The sequence below is a fragment of the Arsenicicoccus sp. UBA2120 genome (genome assembly GCF_002330965.1).
In the GTDB taxonomy this organism is placed as follows: domain Bacteria; phylum Actinomycetota; class Actinomycetes; order Actinomycetales; family Dermatophilaceae; genus Arsenicicoccus; species Arsenicicoccus bolidensis.
Genome location: NZ_DCYC01000073.1, coordinates 113830 through 128858, shown reverse-complemented (window position 1 = coordinate 128858; position 15029 = coordinate 113830). Strand labels below are relative to the sequence as shown.

Sequence of the window (15029 nt, the reverse complement as noted above, 5' to 3'; positions counted from 1 at the left end):
GTCAGGACTGCTTGAACTCGCACGCGCTGGTCTTGAGTGCGTCGATGGTGGCCTGCACGGCGGGGACCTTCTGCAGGTCGGGGGTGGTGACGGCCACGATGTGGCGTCGCGACCACGGCGTGATGTCGCGGATCGCGGTGTGCGGGTTGACCGCTCGGCGCAGCATCAGGTCGGGGATGAGGGCGACGCCGAGGCCGGCGCCGACCAGGCCGAGCTGGGCGACATAGTCCTCGGTCTCGAAGGCCAGGTTGGGGACGAAGCCCGAGTCCGCCGCCAGCCCAACCATGTGGACGCGGCACCGGGGGCAGCCCGCGACCCAGGCCTCGGTGGCGAGGTCGGCCATGCTCACGGTCTCGTGCGCGGCCAGCGGGTGGTCGACCGGCAGGGCCAGGCGCACCTCGTCGACGAGCAGGGGAGTGGTGACGAGCAGGTCGAGGTCGGTCTCGTCGGTCGGCGTCGAGCCGCTCTCGTAGGAGAAGCCGACGACCAGGTCGCACTCGCCCTCGCGCAGGGCGGCGATGGCCTCGGGGGGCTCGTTCTCGCTGAAGGTCACCGTCAGGTCGGGGTGCTGGCGGTGCAGCGCCGCGAGGGCGGGCGGCACGATCGTCGCGGTCGCGGACGGGAAGGACATGATCCGCACCCGGCCGGCGCGCAGCCCGGCGATGGCGGCGACCTCCTCCTCGGCGGCGTCGAGCGCGGCCAGAACGCCACCGGCGTGGCGCGCGAGCACCTGCCCGGCCTCGGTCAGGCGCACCTGTCGGCCCACGCGGTCGATCAGGACGGTGCCGGTGCGCTGCTCGAGGCGCCGCACCATCTGCGAGATGGCGGGCTGGGTGTAGCCGAGCGCGGCAGCGGCCCCGGTGAAGCTGCCCTCGTCGGCGATGGCCTTCATGACACGGAGTCCAGCGGCGTCGATCATGGGCTCATCCTATAACCTGATGTTATTGAATGTCGAGGTTGGTACGGCTTCGCCTATGGCTCGTGCGGCGGGGCCGGACGTCATACTTGGTGGGTGCAGTCCATGATCCTCGACCAGCTCGCCCGGCTCGTCCACGACGGCGGCGTCGTCGCCCTCACGGGTGCCGGGATGAGCACCGAGTCGGGGATCCCGGACTATCGCGGGCCGGACGGGCGTCGGCGGGTCCAGCCGATGCAGTACTCCGAGCTGCTGAGCGGTCCCGAGGCGCGGCGTCGCTACTGGGCGCGGGCGTACGTCGGCTGGGAGCGGTTCACCGGCGCCAGCCCCAACGCCGGCCACCGGGCGCTGGCCGCGCTGCAGCGGGCCGGTCTGGTGGACGGCGTGATCACCCAGAACGTCGACGGGCTGCACCAGGAGGCGGGCACCCGGGACGTGCTCGAGCTGCACGGCACCCTCACGGTCGTGCGCTGCCTGACCTGCGAGGACCGCACCTCCCGCGAGGAGGTGCAGCGCCGCCTCGCCGAGGCCAACCCCGACTTCCAGGTCCACAGCGACGAGGTGCGTCCGGACGGGGACATCGCCCTGCCCGACGACGTCGTCCAGCGGTTCCACCTGGCCCACTGCGTCGTGTGCGGGTCGGACGCGCTCAAGCCCGACGTCGTCTTCTTCGGCGAGTCCGTGCCGCGGGAGCGGGTCGACGAGGCCTATCGCCGGGTCGAGGCCGCCTCGGCGCTGCTCGTGCTCGGGTCGAGCCTGCAGGTGATGAGCGGCTACCGGTTCGTGCGGCGGGCGGACGCGCTCGGGCTGCCCGTCGGCATCATCACCCGGGGTCGCACCCGTGGGGACGACCAGGCGACCTGGCAGCTGGATGCGCCGCTGGGGCCCTCGCTCACCGGTCTCGCCCGCCGGCTGGGGATCGAGGACGACCTCGGTCCGGTGGTCGATGGCGAGTACGCGACGGGCCTGCCGCTCGGCCTCGTTTGAGAATTATTATCAAATTGGCCTAGGGTCGTCAGCATGTGGGCACGAGGCGACTACACGCAGGTGGGGGAGCGGCTGCTGCCGATGGGGGCGGCGCTGCTGGATGCGTGCGAACGTGCGGTCGGTGGGCTGACCGCCACGCGTCTCGTGGACGCCGCCTGCGGGGTGGGCAACGTCGCCCTGCAGGCGGCGGCCCGCGGCGCCACCGTCACCGGTGTCGACCTCACACCCGAGCTGCTGGCGCTCGCCGCCGATCGCGCGGATCGCGCCGGCCACCAGATCGACTGGGTGGCAGGGGATCTCGCGGACCCGGCGACGGCCGACCGCGCCACGTCACGGGGGCCCGCCGACGTGGTCGCGTCGTGCGCCGGCCACGCCTTCGTGCCCGACACCGCGGCCTGCACGGCCGCCATCGCGCAGATGCTCCGCTCCGGCGGGCTGTTCGCCTACACCGCCTGGGAGCGGTGGCCGGACGACCCCTTCGGCCGCCCCCTGGCCCCCTACGTGTCGGTGTGCTCCCCGGAGCGTATGCCGTTCGCCTGGGCGGACGAGCAGGTCGCCGAGTCTCGGCTGGCCCCCTTCTTCGACGACGTCCGGGTCGAGCACCGGCGCCACGACTGGGAGTTCGCGTCGGCGCGCGGTGCGGCGGACTGGGTCCTGCACGTGTCGCCGCTGCACGTGGCCGTCGTGGAGGGGCTGGCGCCCGCCGAGCGGGCCGCCCTGCGGGGTCGCTTCGTCGATGCCTTCACCGAGCACCTCGACGGTGACGGCGCGGTGCGGTGGAGCACGCCATACGTGCTGGTGACCGCCCGCCGGCGGTGAGGGGAGCGGTAGCGTCCGCTCGGCCGTGGCCGCGAGGGCGGCGCCTGGCACGGTCTGTCGGTGGTCTGTGATGGGGTGGGCCCGTGAACGAATCCTCCTCGTGGCGCACGCCCCTCGACCCGCCACCGCAGGCCGGTCGCGCCGCCTCCGACCAGCTCGACGCGGGCAAGCACCAGCGGCCGGGCATCGACCTCGGCAAGCCCGTCGAGGTGCCCTGGGCCGACCGTCACGGCACGGGCCTGTGCCTGTCGGGCGGCGGCTTCCGGGCTGCGATGTTCCACCTCGGGTCGACGCGGCGGCTGGACGAGCTGGGCATCCTCGGGCGCCTTCGCACCGTGTCCGGGGTGTCCGGGGGCTCGATCATCGCCAACCTGCTGTGCGACCCGCGGCTCGGGTGGCCGAGCGGGGCCGGCGGGGACGGCGGGGCCACGCGCATCGAGGGCTTCGAGGAGCTGGTGGCCGGACCGGCGCGCCGGCTGGCCTCGACCAACGTGCGCACGCCCGCGCTGCTGAGTCGGCTGCGGCCCGACCGGTGGCTGGTCCAGGACGGGGCCGTGCGCGCCATGGCCGACGGGTTCGCGCGCGAGATCGACTGGTGGGCAACGCCGCTGCGTGACCTGGGCGTCGTCGGCGCCTCGACGGTGACGGGGGCGACCGACGTGGCCTACGGCGTGGACTGGCGGTTCTACGACCCCACCGCGGTGCGCCCGGCGGGCTGGATGGGCGACTACCGGCTCGGCTTCGGCCCGCCTCCGCCCTGGTTGCGGGTGGCGGACGTGGTGGCGACGTCCTGCGCGTTCCCGCCCGTCTTCGGGCCGTGGCGCCTCGACGGGCGCGGGCTCGACCTGCGCGGCGGGGTGGCGGGGCGCGAGGCGGCCGAGACCCGCGACGCGATCCGCCGCAGCATCCCGCTGTCCGACGGCGGCGTCTACGACAACCTCGGGCTCGAGCCGGTGTGGAAGGACCACGCCGCCGTCCTCGTCTCGGACGGCGGCGGCGTCTTCCGCGCCCGCACGACCCGCACCCCGCTCGGCCAGATGCTGCGCACCATGTCAATCGCGTCGGACGGGGGCACCTCGGTGCGGCTGCGGTGGCTGCACTCCTCGATGAGCGCGGGCGAGCTCGCCGGCGCCACCTGGGCGCTGGACGAGGTCGTGGGCTATCCACCCGACGTGGTCGAGCTCGTCAACGCGATCCGCACCGACCTCGACGCGTTCACGCCGGGGGAGCAGATGGTGCTCGAGCGGCACGGCTACCTCGTGACCGACGCTCTGGTGCGCGAGCACTCGCCCGAGCTGATCGCCGTGGACGCAGCGCTGGACCCGCCCCACCCCGAGGTGGCCGACCCCGAGGTGGCTCGCCGACTGCTGCGCGACTCCGACCGCCGCACGGTGCTCGGCCGATGGCGCAGCGGCTGAGCGGCGGGCTGAGCGGCAGGCCGGGGCTCGCTGCTGCCGAGCAGGGCCCGCGCGGCGACCCGGTGTGCAGGGTGCGCGCTGGGAGCGCGGGGGTGGCACGGGGATGGGTGGGGAGTGTGCAGGGTGCGCGCTGGGAGCGCGGGGGTGGCGCGCTTGGCGCAGCCGGATCCACCACGTCCAGCGCGGTCAGAAGGGGTAGGTCGCGATCCGGCTCTGCAGGGTCACCCACTGCAGGTGGCAGAAGGTCTCGAGGTTGGCCCGGGCGCCGCCGAAGTGGCCGCCGCTGCCGGAGGCCTTGACCCCGCCGAAGGGGATCACCGCCTCGTCGTCGACCGTCTGGTCGTTGATGTGCAGCATGCCGGTCTCGATGCGGTCGGAGAGCTCGTATGCCGCCAGCGCGTCACCCGTGAGGACGCCCACCGACAGGCCGTACTCGCTCGCATTGATCAGGTCGATCGCCTCGTGCACGGACTCGTAGGTCGTGATCGGGGCGACCGGGCCGAAGATCTCGTCGGTGAACGCCGGGCTCTGCGCCGCCACCCCCGACAGGACGGTGGGGCGGTAGAAGAGCCCGTCGTAGGTGCCGCCGGCGTCCAGCCGCGCGCCGGCGTCGACCGCGCGCGTGACCACGTCGTGCACGCGGTCGCGCTGGCGCTCGTCGATGATCGGCCCCAGCGCGTTGGACGGGTCGGTCGGGTCGCCGATGGTCAGCCGCTCGGCGCGGGTGGCGAGGGCCCGGGCGTAGTCCTCGGCCAGGGACGCGGGCACGAGGTGCCGCCCGGTCGTCATGCAGATCTGGCCCTGGTGCAGGAAGGATCCCCACGCGCCGGCCGAGGCGGCGGCCTCGACGTCGGCGTCGGGCAGCACCAGCAGGGCGTTGTTGCCGCCCAGCTCGAGGTGCACCTGCTTGAGCAGTCCGCCCGCCGTCGCGCCGATCCGGCGGCCCACGGCCGTCGAGCCGGTGAACGACAGGCACGGCACGTCCGGGTGCGCCACGAGGGCCTCACCGAGGTCGCCACCGCCGGGCAGCACGTGCAGCACGCCCGCCGGGAGACCGGCGTCGGCGAAGAGCTGGGCGAGCGCCATACCGCCGGCGACCGTGGTGCGCGGGTCGGGCTTGAGGACCACGGCGTTGCCGAGGGCGAGGGCGGGTGCGACCGAGCGCATCGACAGGATCGCCGGGAAGTTGAACGGTGACACGACCCCGACGACGCCGTAGGGGACGTAGCGGGCGATCGACAGGCGGGGCTTGGCCGAGCGCAGCCCCTCGCCGTAGGGCGCCGCGGCCGTCGCGGCGGCCTCCTGGAGCTCGGCGACGACGAGCCCGACCTCGAAGGCCGCCTTGCCCTGACCCGACCCCGCCTCGCGCACCAGCCACGGCGCGAGCCGGTCCGGCGCCGCCTCGAGGAGCTGAGCGGCCTTGTGCATCACGGCGGCTCGCGCGGGATAGGGCAGCGCCGCCCACTCTCGCTGGGCGTCCCGGGCCTGCTCGACGGCACGGCCGAGGTCCTCGGTGGTGGCGGTCCCGACCTGCCCGAGGGTCTCGCCGGTCGCCTTGTCGGTCACGTCGGCGGGCCGGCCGGAGCCGTCGACCCAGCCGCCGGACCAGACCTTGCCCTCCCAGGGCGTCGTCGCGCTCGTCATCGTCTCGTCATCCTCCGATGGGGTGGTTGGGCCAGCCGGTGTAGCACTCGGCGACGTAGGCGCGGCCCTGCTTGGTCGAGGTCACGGTCTCGAGCTCGCCCATCTGGCGGCGCACGTCGAACGCGTCCGCACCGGGCGGCGTGTGCAGCATCTGGGTCATCCAGTAGGAGAAGTTCTGCGAGCGCCATACGCGCGCGAGGGCCCGCGGGCCGTAGGTCTCGAGCACCTGGACGTCCTGGGTGTCGAGGGCCTGCTCGAGCACCTCCGCCAGCACCTTGACGTCGGCCAGGGCGAGGTTGAGGCCCTTGGCGCCGGTGGGCGGCACGGTGTGCGCGGCGTCCCCGGCCAGCACGAGCCGGCCGTGGCTCATCGGCTCCTGCACGAAGGAGCGGAAGTTGAGGCGGGCTCGCTCGAAGATCGGGCCGGTCTTGAGCTCGAAGCCGTCCCCGGCGACGCGCGCCTGCAGCTCCGACCAGATCTGGTCCTCGCTCCACGCGTGCACGTCCTCGTCGGGCTCGCACTGCAGGTACATCCGCTGGACGGTGTCGGTGCGCTGGCTGATCAGGGCGAAGCCCCGGTCGGACTGGGCGTAGATCAGCTCGGAGGCGCTCATCGGCGCCTCGCACAGGATGCCGAACCAGGCGAAGGGATACTCCTTGCCGTAGACCGTGCGGCGGGCCTCGGGCACGAGCCGGCGGCACTGGCTGCGCGAACCGTCCGAGCCGACGACGTAGGTGGCCCGCAGCTCCTGGCGCTCGCCCTCGGCGTCGGTGAACCGCACGGTGGGAGAGTCGGTCTCGACGCCGTCGACCTCCACCTCGGTGACCCCGAACCGCACGTCCCCGCCGTCGCGGGCGCGGGCGTCGGCCAGGTCGATGAAGACGTCCGTCTGGGGGTAGAGCCAGACCGAGGCGCCCACGAGCTCCTGGAAGTCGATGCGGTGCCCCTGGCCGTGCAGCCGCAGCTCGACCCCTTCGTGCTCGTAGCCGTCGCGCAGGATCCGGTCGGAGACCCCGTCGAGGAGCATCCGCGCGCTGTCCGCCTCGAGGATCCCCGCACGGTGGGTGGTCTCGATCTCCTGGCGGGTGCGGGTGTCGATCGCCACGGACTCGATCCCGCGCTGGGCGAGCAGGTGGGAGAGCATGAGCCCGGCGGGTCCTGCCCCGACGATCGCGACGGGCGTGGTGCTGACGGTCATTGACGAGCCTCCTTGCTGGTCGTGGGTGCAGTCTGTCACCGGGCGCCGAGGAGCGCCCGCGAGACGACGATCCGCTGGACCTGGTTGGTTCCTTCGTAGATCTGGGTGATCTTGGCGTCGCGCATCATCCGCTCGACGGGGAAGTCCGCGGTGTAGCCCGCCCCGCCCAGCACCTGGACCGCGTCGACGGTGATGGCCATGGCCGCGTCCGAGGCGAAGCACTTGGCGGTGGCGCCCGCGACGCTCATGTCGGGGCCGGCGGCCTCGGCCTCCTCCGCGGCGGCGTAGGTCAGCAGGCGCGCGGCGCGCAGCCGCATCTCCATGTCGGCGAGCATGAAGGCCACGCCTTGGAACTCGCCGATCGGTCGACCGAACTGGCGGCGCTCGCGGGCGTAGCGGACGGCCACGTCGAGCGCGCCCTGGGCCACGCCGACGGCCTGCGCGGCGACGATCGCGCGGGTGCGGTCCAGCGTCCCGAGGGCCAGCCGCAGCCCCTGCCCCTCCTCGCCGACGATCCGGTCGGCGGGGATGCGGACGTCGCGCATCACGACCTCGCGGGTGGGGGAGCCCTTGAGCCCCATCTTGCGCTCCAGGCCACCGAGCTCGATGCCCTCGTCCGTGGCCTCCAGGACGAAGGCCGAGATGCCGCGCGCCCCCGCCTGCGGGTCGGTGACCGCGAAGACGACGTAGAGCCCCGCCTCGCCCGCGTTGGTGATCCAGCGCTTGGTGCCCTTGAGGACGTAGTGGTCGCCCTCGCGCCGGGCCTGCGTCGTCATCGCGGCGACGTCGCTGCCGGCCTCGGGCTCGGACAGCGCGAACGCCCCGAGGCACTCGCCCGCGGCGATCCGCGTCAGGTAGCGCTGCTTGACCTCCTCGGACCCGCCGAGCAGCAGCGGCCAGGTGAACAGCTCGTTGCCCCCGATGACCTGCTGGGTCGTGGTGCACGCCCGGGCGATCTCCTCGGCCACGACCGCGGACCCGAGCAGGCTCGCACCCTGACCGCCATACTGCTCGGGAATCCCGATGGCGTGCAGCCCTGCTCGCGTGAGCGCCTCGACCGACTCGCGGGGGAAGCGCCCCTCGGCGTCCACCGCTGCGGCGTGCGGCGCGACCTGCTCGGTCGCGATCTCGCGGGCCAGGGCCCGCAGCTCCTCGTGGTCCTCGTCCAACCGGAACATCGTTGTCCTCCAGGGGGATCGGCGGTATGACGGAAGCGGGGTCGCCGGGTCAGCGCAGACCGAGCAGCCGGGCGGCGTTGTCCTTGAGGATCCCCGGCATGACCTCCGGCTTGAGGCCGAGCTGCTCGGCGTCGGCGATCCACCGCTCGGGCGAGATCAGGGGGTAGTCGCTGCCGAACAGCACCTTGCGGCGCAGCATGCCGCCGCCCGCCTTGACCAGCTCGGGCGGGAAGTAGCGCGGCGACCAGCCCGACAGGTCGATGTGGACGTTGGCCTTGTGGGTGGCCATCGAGATCGCCTCGGCCTGCCAGGGCACGGACGGGTGCGCCAGGATCACCTGCAGCGCAGGGAAGTCCGCGGCGACGTCGTCGAGCAGGATCGGGTTGGAGTAGCGCAGCTTGATGCCGCGGCCGCCGGGCAGCCCGGCGCCGATGCCGTTCTGCCCGGTGTGGAACAGCGCGGGCACGCCGAGCTCCTCGATGGCCTCCCACAAGGGGTAGAACGCCTCGTGGTCGGGGGAGAAGCCCTGCAGCGACGGGTGGAACTTGAAGCCCCGCGCCCCGTGCTCGCGGACCAGCCGTCGCGCGAGGTCCACGGCGGCCGCGCCCTGGAGCGGGTCGACCGAGCCGAAGGGGATGAGCACGTCGGGGTGATGCGCGGCGCGGTCGCAGAGCTCCACGCTCGAGATCCCCGGGTGGCCGAGGTTGGTCGTGGCGTCGACGGTGAACACCACGGCGGCCATGGCGTGCTCGCGATAGCGGTCGGCGAGGAACTCGACCGTGGGGGTGCGGTTGTCCGACGAGCGGAAGTACGCCGCCGAGGCGTCCATCAGCTCCTGGTCGAGCGACAGGCAACCGTGCCCGTCGGACTCGACGTGGACGTGCACGTCGATCGCGGTGATCGTGTCGAGGTCGATGCTGAGCTCAGTCATGGTGGCCCCACTGCTCCTTCACGCGGTTCTTGACGAGCTTGCCGGAGGCGTTGTGCGGCAGCTCCTCGATGATGACGACCGACTTGGGGATCTTGTAGCGCGCGAGCCGGCCGTCCAGGTGCGCGAGCAGCTCTGCCTCCGAGGCGGACTGGCCGGCGCGGAGGCTGACGACCGCTCGACCGACCTCGCCCCAGTGCGCGTCGGGCACCCCGATGACGGCGACCTCCGCGACGGCGGGGTGGGTGTAGATCGCCTGTTCCACCTCGGCGGGATAGATGTTCTCCCCGCCCGAGATGATCATGTCCTTGAGCCGGTCGACGATGCGCAGGTAGCCGTCGTCGTCCATCGTCCCGAGGTCGCCGGTGCGCAGCCAGCCCTCGTCGACGAAGGTCTCGGCGGTGGCGTCGTCGCGCTGCCAGTAGCCCGGGGTGACGTTGGGTCCCTGCACGAGGACCTCGCCGGGGGTGCCGGTCTCGGCGTCCTCGAGGGTCGGCGTCACGACCCGCACGTCGCTGAAGAAGCACGGCGTGCCGGCGGAACCGATGCGGGTGACGCCCTCGTGGGCGCGCAGCATCGTCGCGCCGGGGGAGGACTCGGTCAGCCCGTAGCCCTGGATGATCATGAGCCCGCGGTCGAGGTAGGCCTGCAGCAGCGACTCGGGCAGGGGCGCCCCGCCGGACTGGACGATGCGCAGGCTGGACAGGTCGCGGGTCTCCCACTGCGGGTGGCGCAGGAGCGACAGCAGCATGGTCGTGACGCCGAAGATCCAGGTGATGCCCTCGGTCTCGATCAGCTCGAGCGCCCGGTCGGCGTCCCACGAGGACTCGATGTAGCTCGTGCCGCCCTTGAGGAAGCAGGGGAACATCAGCTGGTTGAGCGCCGCGGTGTGGAACAGCGGCGCGCTGAGCAGGCACCGCTCGTGGGAGGTGAGGTCGAGGTCGACGATCAGGTTGTAGACGTTCCAGGAGATGTTGGCGTGCGTCATCATCACGCCCTTGGGGCGCCCGCTCGTGCCCGACGTGTACTGGATCATGAACAGGTCGTCCAGCGACACCGGCTCGTCCAGCACCTCGTCCGAGCCGCTCTCGAGGACCTCGGCGAACGACGGGTGACCCTCGGCGCCGGCCACGCTCACGGTCAGGACGCCCAGGGAGGCGACGTCCTCGGAGCCGACGACCTGCTCGAAACCCTCGTCCCACACCAGGACTCGCGGGGCCGAGTCCTGCAGGACGAAGGCCGTCTCGGGTGGGGCCAGCCGCGTGTTGAGCGGCACGGTGACCGCGCCGAGCTTGGCCGTGGCCAGCATGGTCAGGACCAGCTCGACGGAGTTCAGCCCGAGATAGGCGACCCGGTCGCCGCGCTCGACGCCCAGGGCGCGCAGCCCGTGGGCGAGGCGGTTGGAGCGGTCCTGGACCTGGCCGTATGTCGTCCGCACGCCCCGATGGACGAAGGCGACCTGGTCGGGCGACATCCGGGCACGACGACGCGCCCAGGAGCCCATGCCGGCGTCACGCATGCGAACCTCCTTGTCCTGCAGCTGATCCGGGACCTGGCCCGGCAGCTGATCCAGCAGCTGGTCCGGCAGCCGGGTGGGTGTCGGCGGGCGCGTCGATGCCCGACGCGGCCTTGAGGGCGAGCAGCGCCTGCAGCGCCTCGTCGCGGCGGCGGGTCACCTCGTCGAGGTCCTGGCCGGCCATCGCGTCGTCGGTCTGGGCGGCGATGGTGCGGCACAGCTCGGGGGTGAGCTCGGGCTGCCCCAGGTCGGCCCACCAGTCCAGCATCGGTGGCCCGAGGTGCTCGAGCACGTGGCCGATCCCGCCCGGCCCGCCCGACAGGTGCTGGGTGGCGAAAGGGCCGTAGAGCGCCCACCGCAGCCCGGGCCCGGAGGCGATGGCCGTGTCCACGTCCGCGACGGTGACGACGCCCCGGGCGACGAGGTCGTAGCCCTCGCGCCACAGCGCCGCCTGGAGCCGGTTGGTGACGTGGCCGGGCAGCTCGGCGTTGATGCGGATCGGGTGCTTGCCGAGGTGGGCGAAGGTGGCCATGGCCGCGTCGACCGCAGCCGCGTCCGTCCTTGAGCCACCGACGATCTCGATCAGCGGCACCAGGTGCGGCGGGTTGAACGGGTGGGCCACGAGCACGCGCTCGGGGTGGTGCGTGCACGCGTCCTGGAAGGAGCTGGGGGTCAGTCCGGACGAGCTGCTGGTGAGGAGCACGTCGGGCCGGGCCGCGGCGTCGGCCGCGGCGAAGATCTCGCGCTTGACGTCGAGCCGCTCGGGCCCGGCCTCGATGACCAGGTCGGCGTCGCGGACGGCCTCGGCCACCTCCCGCACGAGCGTGAGATCGCCTGTCCTGCCGCCGGTCTCGCGTGACGGGAGCTGCTCGCGCTGGCGGTCGACGGTGCTGCGCAGACGCTCCTCGGCGTCCGGCGCGGGGTCGGCGACGACGACGTCCAGGCCGCGGGCGGTGGCCAGGGTTGCCCAGGCCGCGCCGATGGCGCCGGCGCCGACGACGGCGACGCGCGTGATGGCGCCGGGAGCGACATACGGGCTCATCGGCCCTCCTCCGGGTCGGTGGCGCGGCGCGAGTCGGCCAGCGCCACGACGGGATCCAGCGAGGTCGGCACCGCGAGGGCGTCGCGGCTGGCGACCTGCTCCAGGGACTGCCCCTGCAGGATCCGCTTGACGGGGAGCTCGAGCTTCTTGCCGGTGAGATTGCGCGGTATGACGGGAAGCTGGAGGACCTCGTCGGGGACATGCCTGGGGGACAAGGCAGTTCGCAACGCCCGGGCGATGGTGCCGCGCAGAGCGTCGTCGAGGTCGACCCCGTCCTCGAGGCTCACGAGCAGCAGCAGGTGCCCGTTGCCGCCCTCTGGGTCCTCCAGGTGCACGACCAGGGAGTCGGCGACGCCCGGGAGCGCCTCGACGACGCGATAGAACTCGGCGGTGCCGAGGCGGACGCCGCCACGGTTGAGGGTGGCGTCCGAGCGGCCGGCCACATGGCAGGAACCGTTGTCGGCGAACACGATCCAGTCGCCGTGCCGCCACACGCCCGGGTAGTGGTCGAAGTAGGTCGAGCGCAGGCGCTCGCCGTCGTCGTCGCCCCAGAACCCGACCGGCATGGACGGCATGGGGGAGGTGACGACCAGCTCGCCGAGCTCGCCGACGAGATCCTCGCCGGTCTCGGACCAGGCGTGGACGTCGGCGCCGAGGCAGCGCGCGGAGATCTCGCCGGCCCACACGGGCACGAGCGGGGAGTTCTGCACGAGGCCGGAGCACACGTCGGTGCCGCCGGAGCCCACGTTGAGCTGCACGTCGGGGCCGAGCTGCTTGGCGACCCAGGCGTAGCCCTCGGGCGGCAGCGGCGCGCCGGCGGAGCCGATCACGCGCAGCGACAGGCGGTCTCGGCGGTCACGCAGGTCGACCCCCTCCTTGCGGCAGGCCATCAGGTAGCCGGGGCTGGCGCCCATGATCGTGGCGCCGGTCTCCTCCGCGAGCCGCCACTGCCACTCCAGGTCGGGCCACAGCGGGTTGCCGTCGATCATGACGATCCCGGCGCGCACGAGCAGCGAGCTGATGAGGGCGTTCCACATCATCCAGGCCGTCGTGGAGAACCACAGCATCCGGTCGCCGGGGCGCATGTCCCAGGAGAACGCGTGGTTCTTGAGGTGCTCCAGCAGGATGCCGCCGTGCCCGTGCACGATGGCCTTGGGCTGCCCGGTGGTGCCCGAGGAGAAGAGCACGACGAGCGGGTGGTCGAAGGCGACGGCCTCCGTCGGCACCTGCGCGAGTCCGTCGACGCGCTCGGGCTCCGGTGCGGCGTCGAGCAGCTCGCGCCAGGACCGGGCGTCCTCGACGCGCCACGGGCCGTACTCCAGGTCGACGACGTGCTGCACCGTCGGCAGGGCGGCGCGGATCTCGGCGACCTCGGCGGACCGGTCGACGTCCTTGCTGCCGTAGCGGTAGCCGCCGACGACGAGCAGGACGGTGGGGTCGACCTGGGCGAACCGGTCGATGACCGCCCGGGGCCCGAACTCGGTGGCGCAGCTCGCCCAGATGGCGCCGAGGCTCGCCGTCGCGAGGAAGGCGACGAGCGACTCGGGGACGTTGGGCACGTAGCCGACGACCCGGTCACCGCGGCGGACGCCCAGGCGCTGCAGGGCGTCCCGCGCTGCTGCGACCTGCTCCCGCAGCTCGCCGAAGGTCAGGTCGACGTCCTTGCGCGTCTGCGAACGCCCCATGACCGCAACCGTGCTCGCGTCCTCGGGTCGGCCCAGCGCGTGGTCGACATAGCTGAGCGTCGCGCCGGGGAACCACTCGGCGCCGGGCATCTCGCGTCGTCCGAGGACCGCGCGGTGCGGCATACGGGCCTGGACCTCGAAGTAGTCCCACACCGATCCCCAGAAGCCGTCGAGGTCGGTGACCGACCAGCGCCACAGCTCGTCGTGCGTGGTGAAGCGGTGGCCGCGCTCGCGGGCCAGCCAGGTGAGGTATTGCCCGACCTGGCTCGTCTCGAGGACGTCGACCGGGGGTGTCCAGACGATGTCGCCCTGCTGGACGGGGGTGCCGGGGTCCCAGGTGCGCCAGGTCATCGCGCGTCCTCGGTGACCTTGGCGGCGCGGCCCTCGAGGAAGTCGCGCATGCGGCCCTTGGCGTCGTCGGTGCCCTGCGCGATCGCGGCCATGAGCGACTCCATCAGGTAGCCCTCGCGCGGGTTGGCCTCCGCGATCCGTGGAAGTGCCTGCACGACGGCGAAGTTCGTCTGCGGCGCGTTGTCCGCGATGCGCGCGGCGAGGCCCAGCGCGTGGTCCAGGCCGACGCCGTCGTCGACGAGATACTGCGCGAAGCCCACCGCGTGGCCCTCGGCCGCGTCGTAGCGGCGCCCGGTCAGCATCATGTCGACCATGCGGTGCGCCCCGACCAAGCGGGGGATCCGCACGGAGCCGCCGCCGCCCACGAAGAGCCCGCGCTGGCCCTCGGGGAGGGCGTAGAAGGTGGAGCGCTCCGCGACGCGCACGTGGGTGGCCGAAGCGAGCTCGAGGCCGCCGCCGACGACCGCGCCCTTGAGCACGGAGACGACGGGGACGGCGGAGCCCTCGATCGTATCGAAGGCGCGGTGCCACATCCGCGAGTGCGCCACGCCCGCCAGGGTGTCCCGCTCGGCCATCTCGGCGAGGTCCAGGCCGGCGCAGAAGTGGTCGCCCTCGGCGTCCAGCACGATCGCACGGACCTCGGGGGCCAGGTTGGTGAAGACGCGCTCCAGGCCGAGGATCGTGCGGTCGGACAGGGCGTTCCGCTTGGCGGGGCGGCTCAGGGTGATGATGCCGACGGCACCCTCCCGACGCAGCGACAGGGTCTCTGGGAACTCGCAACCGTCGTGCACGACACCGGAACTCATGGGCTCTCCCTGTTCGTCGCTGAATAGCAGGTTTCCTGATACTGACATGACGGCCAGGCGGCGCGCAAGGGTGCGGCGGTGAATTCTGCGCTCCGTGATGAGGTTGAATGGCGGGGTGACTCACCGTGATCGCTCGCCGGCCCCGTCGCTGCTGTACGTCGTCAAGCAGCTCGAGCTCGTCACGCGCGCGCACCTGGACGCGATCGTCCGCGAGTCCGGTGTCACGGCCCTGCAGTACACCGCACTGACGGTGCTCGAGCGGCGGGAGGGCATGACCTCCGCCGACCTCGCCCGACACTCCTTCGTGCGGGCCCAGTCGGCCGCCGACCTGGTGGGAGGGCTCGAGCGTCGTGGTCTCATCCGGCGCGACCCGGACCCGACCAACCGGCGCCGCCGCCTGATCAGCCTCACCGAGGACGGCCGCGCCCTGCTGCGGCGCCAGGCCGAGCCCGTGGCTGAGCTCGAGGCGCACATGGTCAAGGACCTCGACCCGGACCAGCGCGAGAGCTTCACCGAGGCGCTGCAGATGTGCCGCGCCGCC

At 72.9% G+C, this 15029-nt stretch carries 13 protein-coding genes; 4 read left to right on the top strand and 9 right to left on the bottom strand.

Annotated features, from left to right (window positions below):
• Position 1: 1 nt before the first annotated feature.
• On the bottom strand, positions 2 to 919 hold the full coding sequence (locus B2P18_RS11890; RefSeq protein ID WP_029211695.1) for a LysR family transcriptional regulator: 918 nt from the start codon (positions 917 to 919) through the stop codon (positions 2 to 4).
• Between the two features lie 102 nt (positions 920 to 1021).
• Here B2P18_RS11890 and B2P18_RS11885 point away from each other — a divergent pair, with 102 nt between their 5' ends.
• The 3 genes from B2P18_RS11885 to B2P18_RS11875 all read left to right on the top strand — a co-directional run bounded on the left by B2P18_RS11885 (position 1022) and on the right by B2P18_RS11875 (position 4140).
• A complete protein-coding gene (locus tag B2P18_RS11885; protein WP_286960051.1) occupies positions 1022 to 1903 on the top strand; it encodes an NAD-dependent protein deacetylase in 882 nt (293 codons plus the stop codon).
• 33 nt (positions 1904 to 1936) lie between these two features.
• Positions 1937 to 2722, top strand: a complete 786-nt coding sequence (locus B2P18_RS11880) for a class I SAM-dependent methyltransferase (protein WP_286959859.1) — start codon at positions 1937 to 1939, stop codon at positions 2720 to 2722.
• Positions 2723 to 2805: 83 nt separating this feature from the next.
• A complete protein-coding gene (locus tag B2P18_RS11875; RefSeq protein ID WP_029211692.1) occupies positions 2806 to 4140 on the top strand; it encodes a patatin-like phospholipase family protein in 1335 nt (444 codons plus the stop codon).
• 186 nt (positions 4141 to 4326) lie between these two features.
• On the opposite strand, the gene B2P18_RS11870 is transcribed toward B2P18_RS11875, so the two are convergent.
• The 8 genes from B2P18_RS11870 to B2P18_RS11835 are packed head-to-tail and all read right to left on the bottom strand — an operon-like array spanning position 4327 to position 14488.
• A complete protein-coding gene (locus B2P18_RS11870; RefSeq protein WP_286959851.1) occupies positions 4327 to 5784 on the bottom strand; it encodes an aldehyde dehydrogenase family protein in 1458 nt (485 codons plus the stop codon).
• A gap of 7 nt (positions 5785 to 5791) precedes the next feature.
• Positions 5792 to 6982 carry a 4-hydroxybenzoate 3-monooxygenase gene (locus B2P18_RS11865; protein WP_286959849.1) on the bottom strand — a complete coding sequence of 397 codons (1191 nt, stop codon included), beginning with the start codon at positions 6980 to 6982 and terminating at the stop codon, positions 5792 to 5794.
• A gap of 35 nt (positions 6983 to 7017) precedes the next feature.
• The gene (locus B2P18_RS11860) at positions 7018 to 8160 is read right to left on the bottom strand and encodes an acyl-CoA dehydrogenase family protein (protein WP_286959847.1); all 1143 of its coding nucleotides are present in this window, start codon (positions 8158 to 8160) and stop codon (positions 7018 to 7020) included.
• Between the two features lie 49 nt (positions 8161 to 8209).
• Entirely contained in the window at positions 8210 to 9091 is an 882-nt protein-coding gene (locus B2P18_RS11855; protein ID WP_286959838.1) for an amidohydrolase family protein, read from the bottom strand.
• Positions 9084 to 10607: an acyl-CoA synthetase gene (locus tag B2P18_RS11850; protein WP_029211687.1), complete on the bottom strand. Its 1524-nt coding sequence runs from the start codon at positions 10605 to 10607 to the stop codon at positions 9084 to 9086. The genes B2P18_RS11855 and B2P18_RS11850 overlap by 8 nt, the downstream gene beginning before the upstream one ends.
• A complete protein-coding gene (locus B2P18_RS11845; protein WP_286959831.1) occupies positions 10600 to 11646 on the bottom strand; it encodes a 3-hydroxyacyl-CoA dehydrogenase NAD-binding domain-containing protein in 1047 nt (348 codons plus the stop codon). The genes B2P18_RS11850 and B2P18_RS11845 overlap by 8 nt, the downstream gene beginning before the upstream one ends.
• A complete protein-coding gene (locus tag B2P18_RS11840) occupies positions 11643 to 13682 on the bottom strand; it encodes an acetoacetate--CoA ligase (RefSeq protein ID WP_286959828.1) in 2040 nt (679 codons plus the stop codon). The genes B2P18_RS11845 and B2P18_RS11840 overlap by 4 nt, the downstream gene beginning before the upstream one ends.
• Positions 13679 to 14488 (bottom strand): crotonase/enoyl-CoA hydratase family protein, encoded by an 810-nt coding sequence (locus B2P18_RS11835; RefSeq protein ID WP_286959824.1) that lies wholly within the window; start codon positions 14486 to 14488, stop codon positions 13679 to 13681. Before B2P18_RS11835 ends, B2P18_RS11840 begins: the two co-directional genes overlap by 4 nt.
• 115 nt (positions 14489 to 14603) lie before the next feature.
• Here B2P18_RS11835 and B2P18_RS11830 point away from each other — a divergent pair.
• Positions 14604 to 15029 (top strand): MarR family winged helix-turn-helix transcriptional regulator (locus B2P18_RS11830; RefSeq protein WP_286959818.1); only part of this gene is annotated, 426 nt, incomplete at its 3' end.

What these genes read in the sequence shown, in the direction of transcription:
- B2P18_RS11840 (WP_286959828.1), bottom strand. Translation starts at nt 13,682, where the DNA reads ATGACCTGGCGCACCTGGGACCCCGGCACCCCCGTCCAGCAGGGCGAC.
- B2P18_RS11855 (WP_286959838.1), bottom strand. Translation starts at nt 9,091, where the DNA reads ATGACTGAGCTCAGCATCGACCTCGACACGATCACCGCGATCGACGTG.
- B2P18_RS11835 (WP_286959824.1), bottom strand. Translation starts at nt 14,488, where the DNA reads ATGAGTTCCGGTGTCGTGCACGACGGTTGCGAGTTCCCAGAGACCCTG.
- B2P18_RS11870 (WP_286959851.1), bottom strand. Translation starts at nt 5,784, where the DNA reads ATGACGAGCGCGACGACGCCCTGGGAGGGCAAGGTCTGGTCCGGCGGC.
- B2P18_RS11860 (WP_286959847.1), bottom strand. Translation starts at nt 8,160, where the DNA reads ATGTTCCGGTTGGACGAGGACCACGAGGAGCTGCGGGCCCTGGCCCGC.
- B2P18_RS11880 (WP_286959859.1), top strand. Translation starts at nt 1,937, where the DNA reads ATGTGGGCACGAGGCGACTACACGCAGGTGGGGGAGCGGCTGCTGCCG.
- B2P18_RS11850 (WP_029211687.1), bottom strand. Translation starts at nt 10,607, where the DNA reads ATGCGTGACGCCGGCATGGGCTCCTGGGCGCGTCGTCGTGCCCGGATG.
- B2P18_RS11885 (WP_286960051.1), top strand. Translation starts at nt 1,022, where the DNA reads ATGATCCTCGACCAGCTCGCCCGGCTCGTCCACGACGGCGGCGTCGTC.
- B2P18_RS11845 (WP_286959831.1), bottom strand. Translation starts at nt 11,646, where the DNA reads ATGAGCCCGTATGTCGCTCCCGGCGCCATCACGCGCGTCGCCGTCGTC.
- B2P18_RS11890 (WP_029211695.1), bottom strand. Translation starts at nt 919, where the DNA reads ATGATCGACGCCGCTGGACTCCGTGTCATGAAGGCCATCGCCGACGAG.
- B2P18_RS11865 (WP_286959849.1), bottom strand. Translation starts at nt 6,982, where the DNA reads ATGACCGTCAGCACCACGCCCGTCGCGATCGTCGGGGCAGGACCCGCC.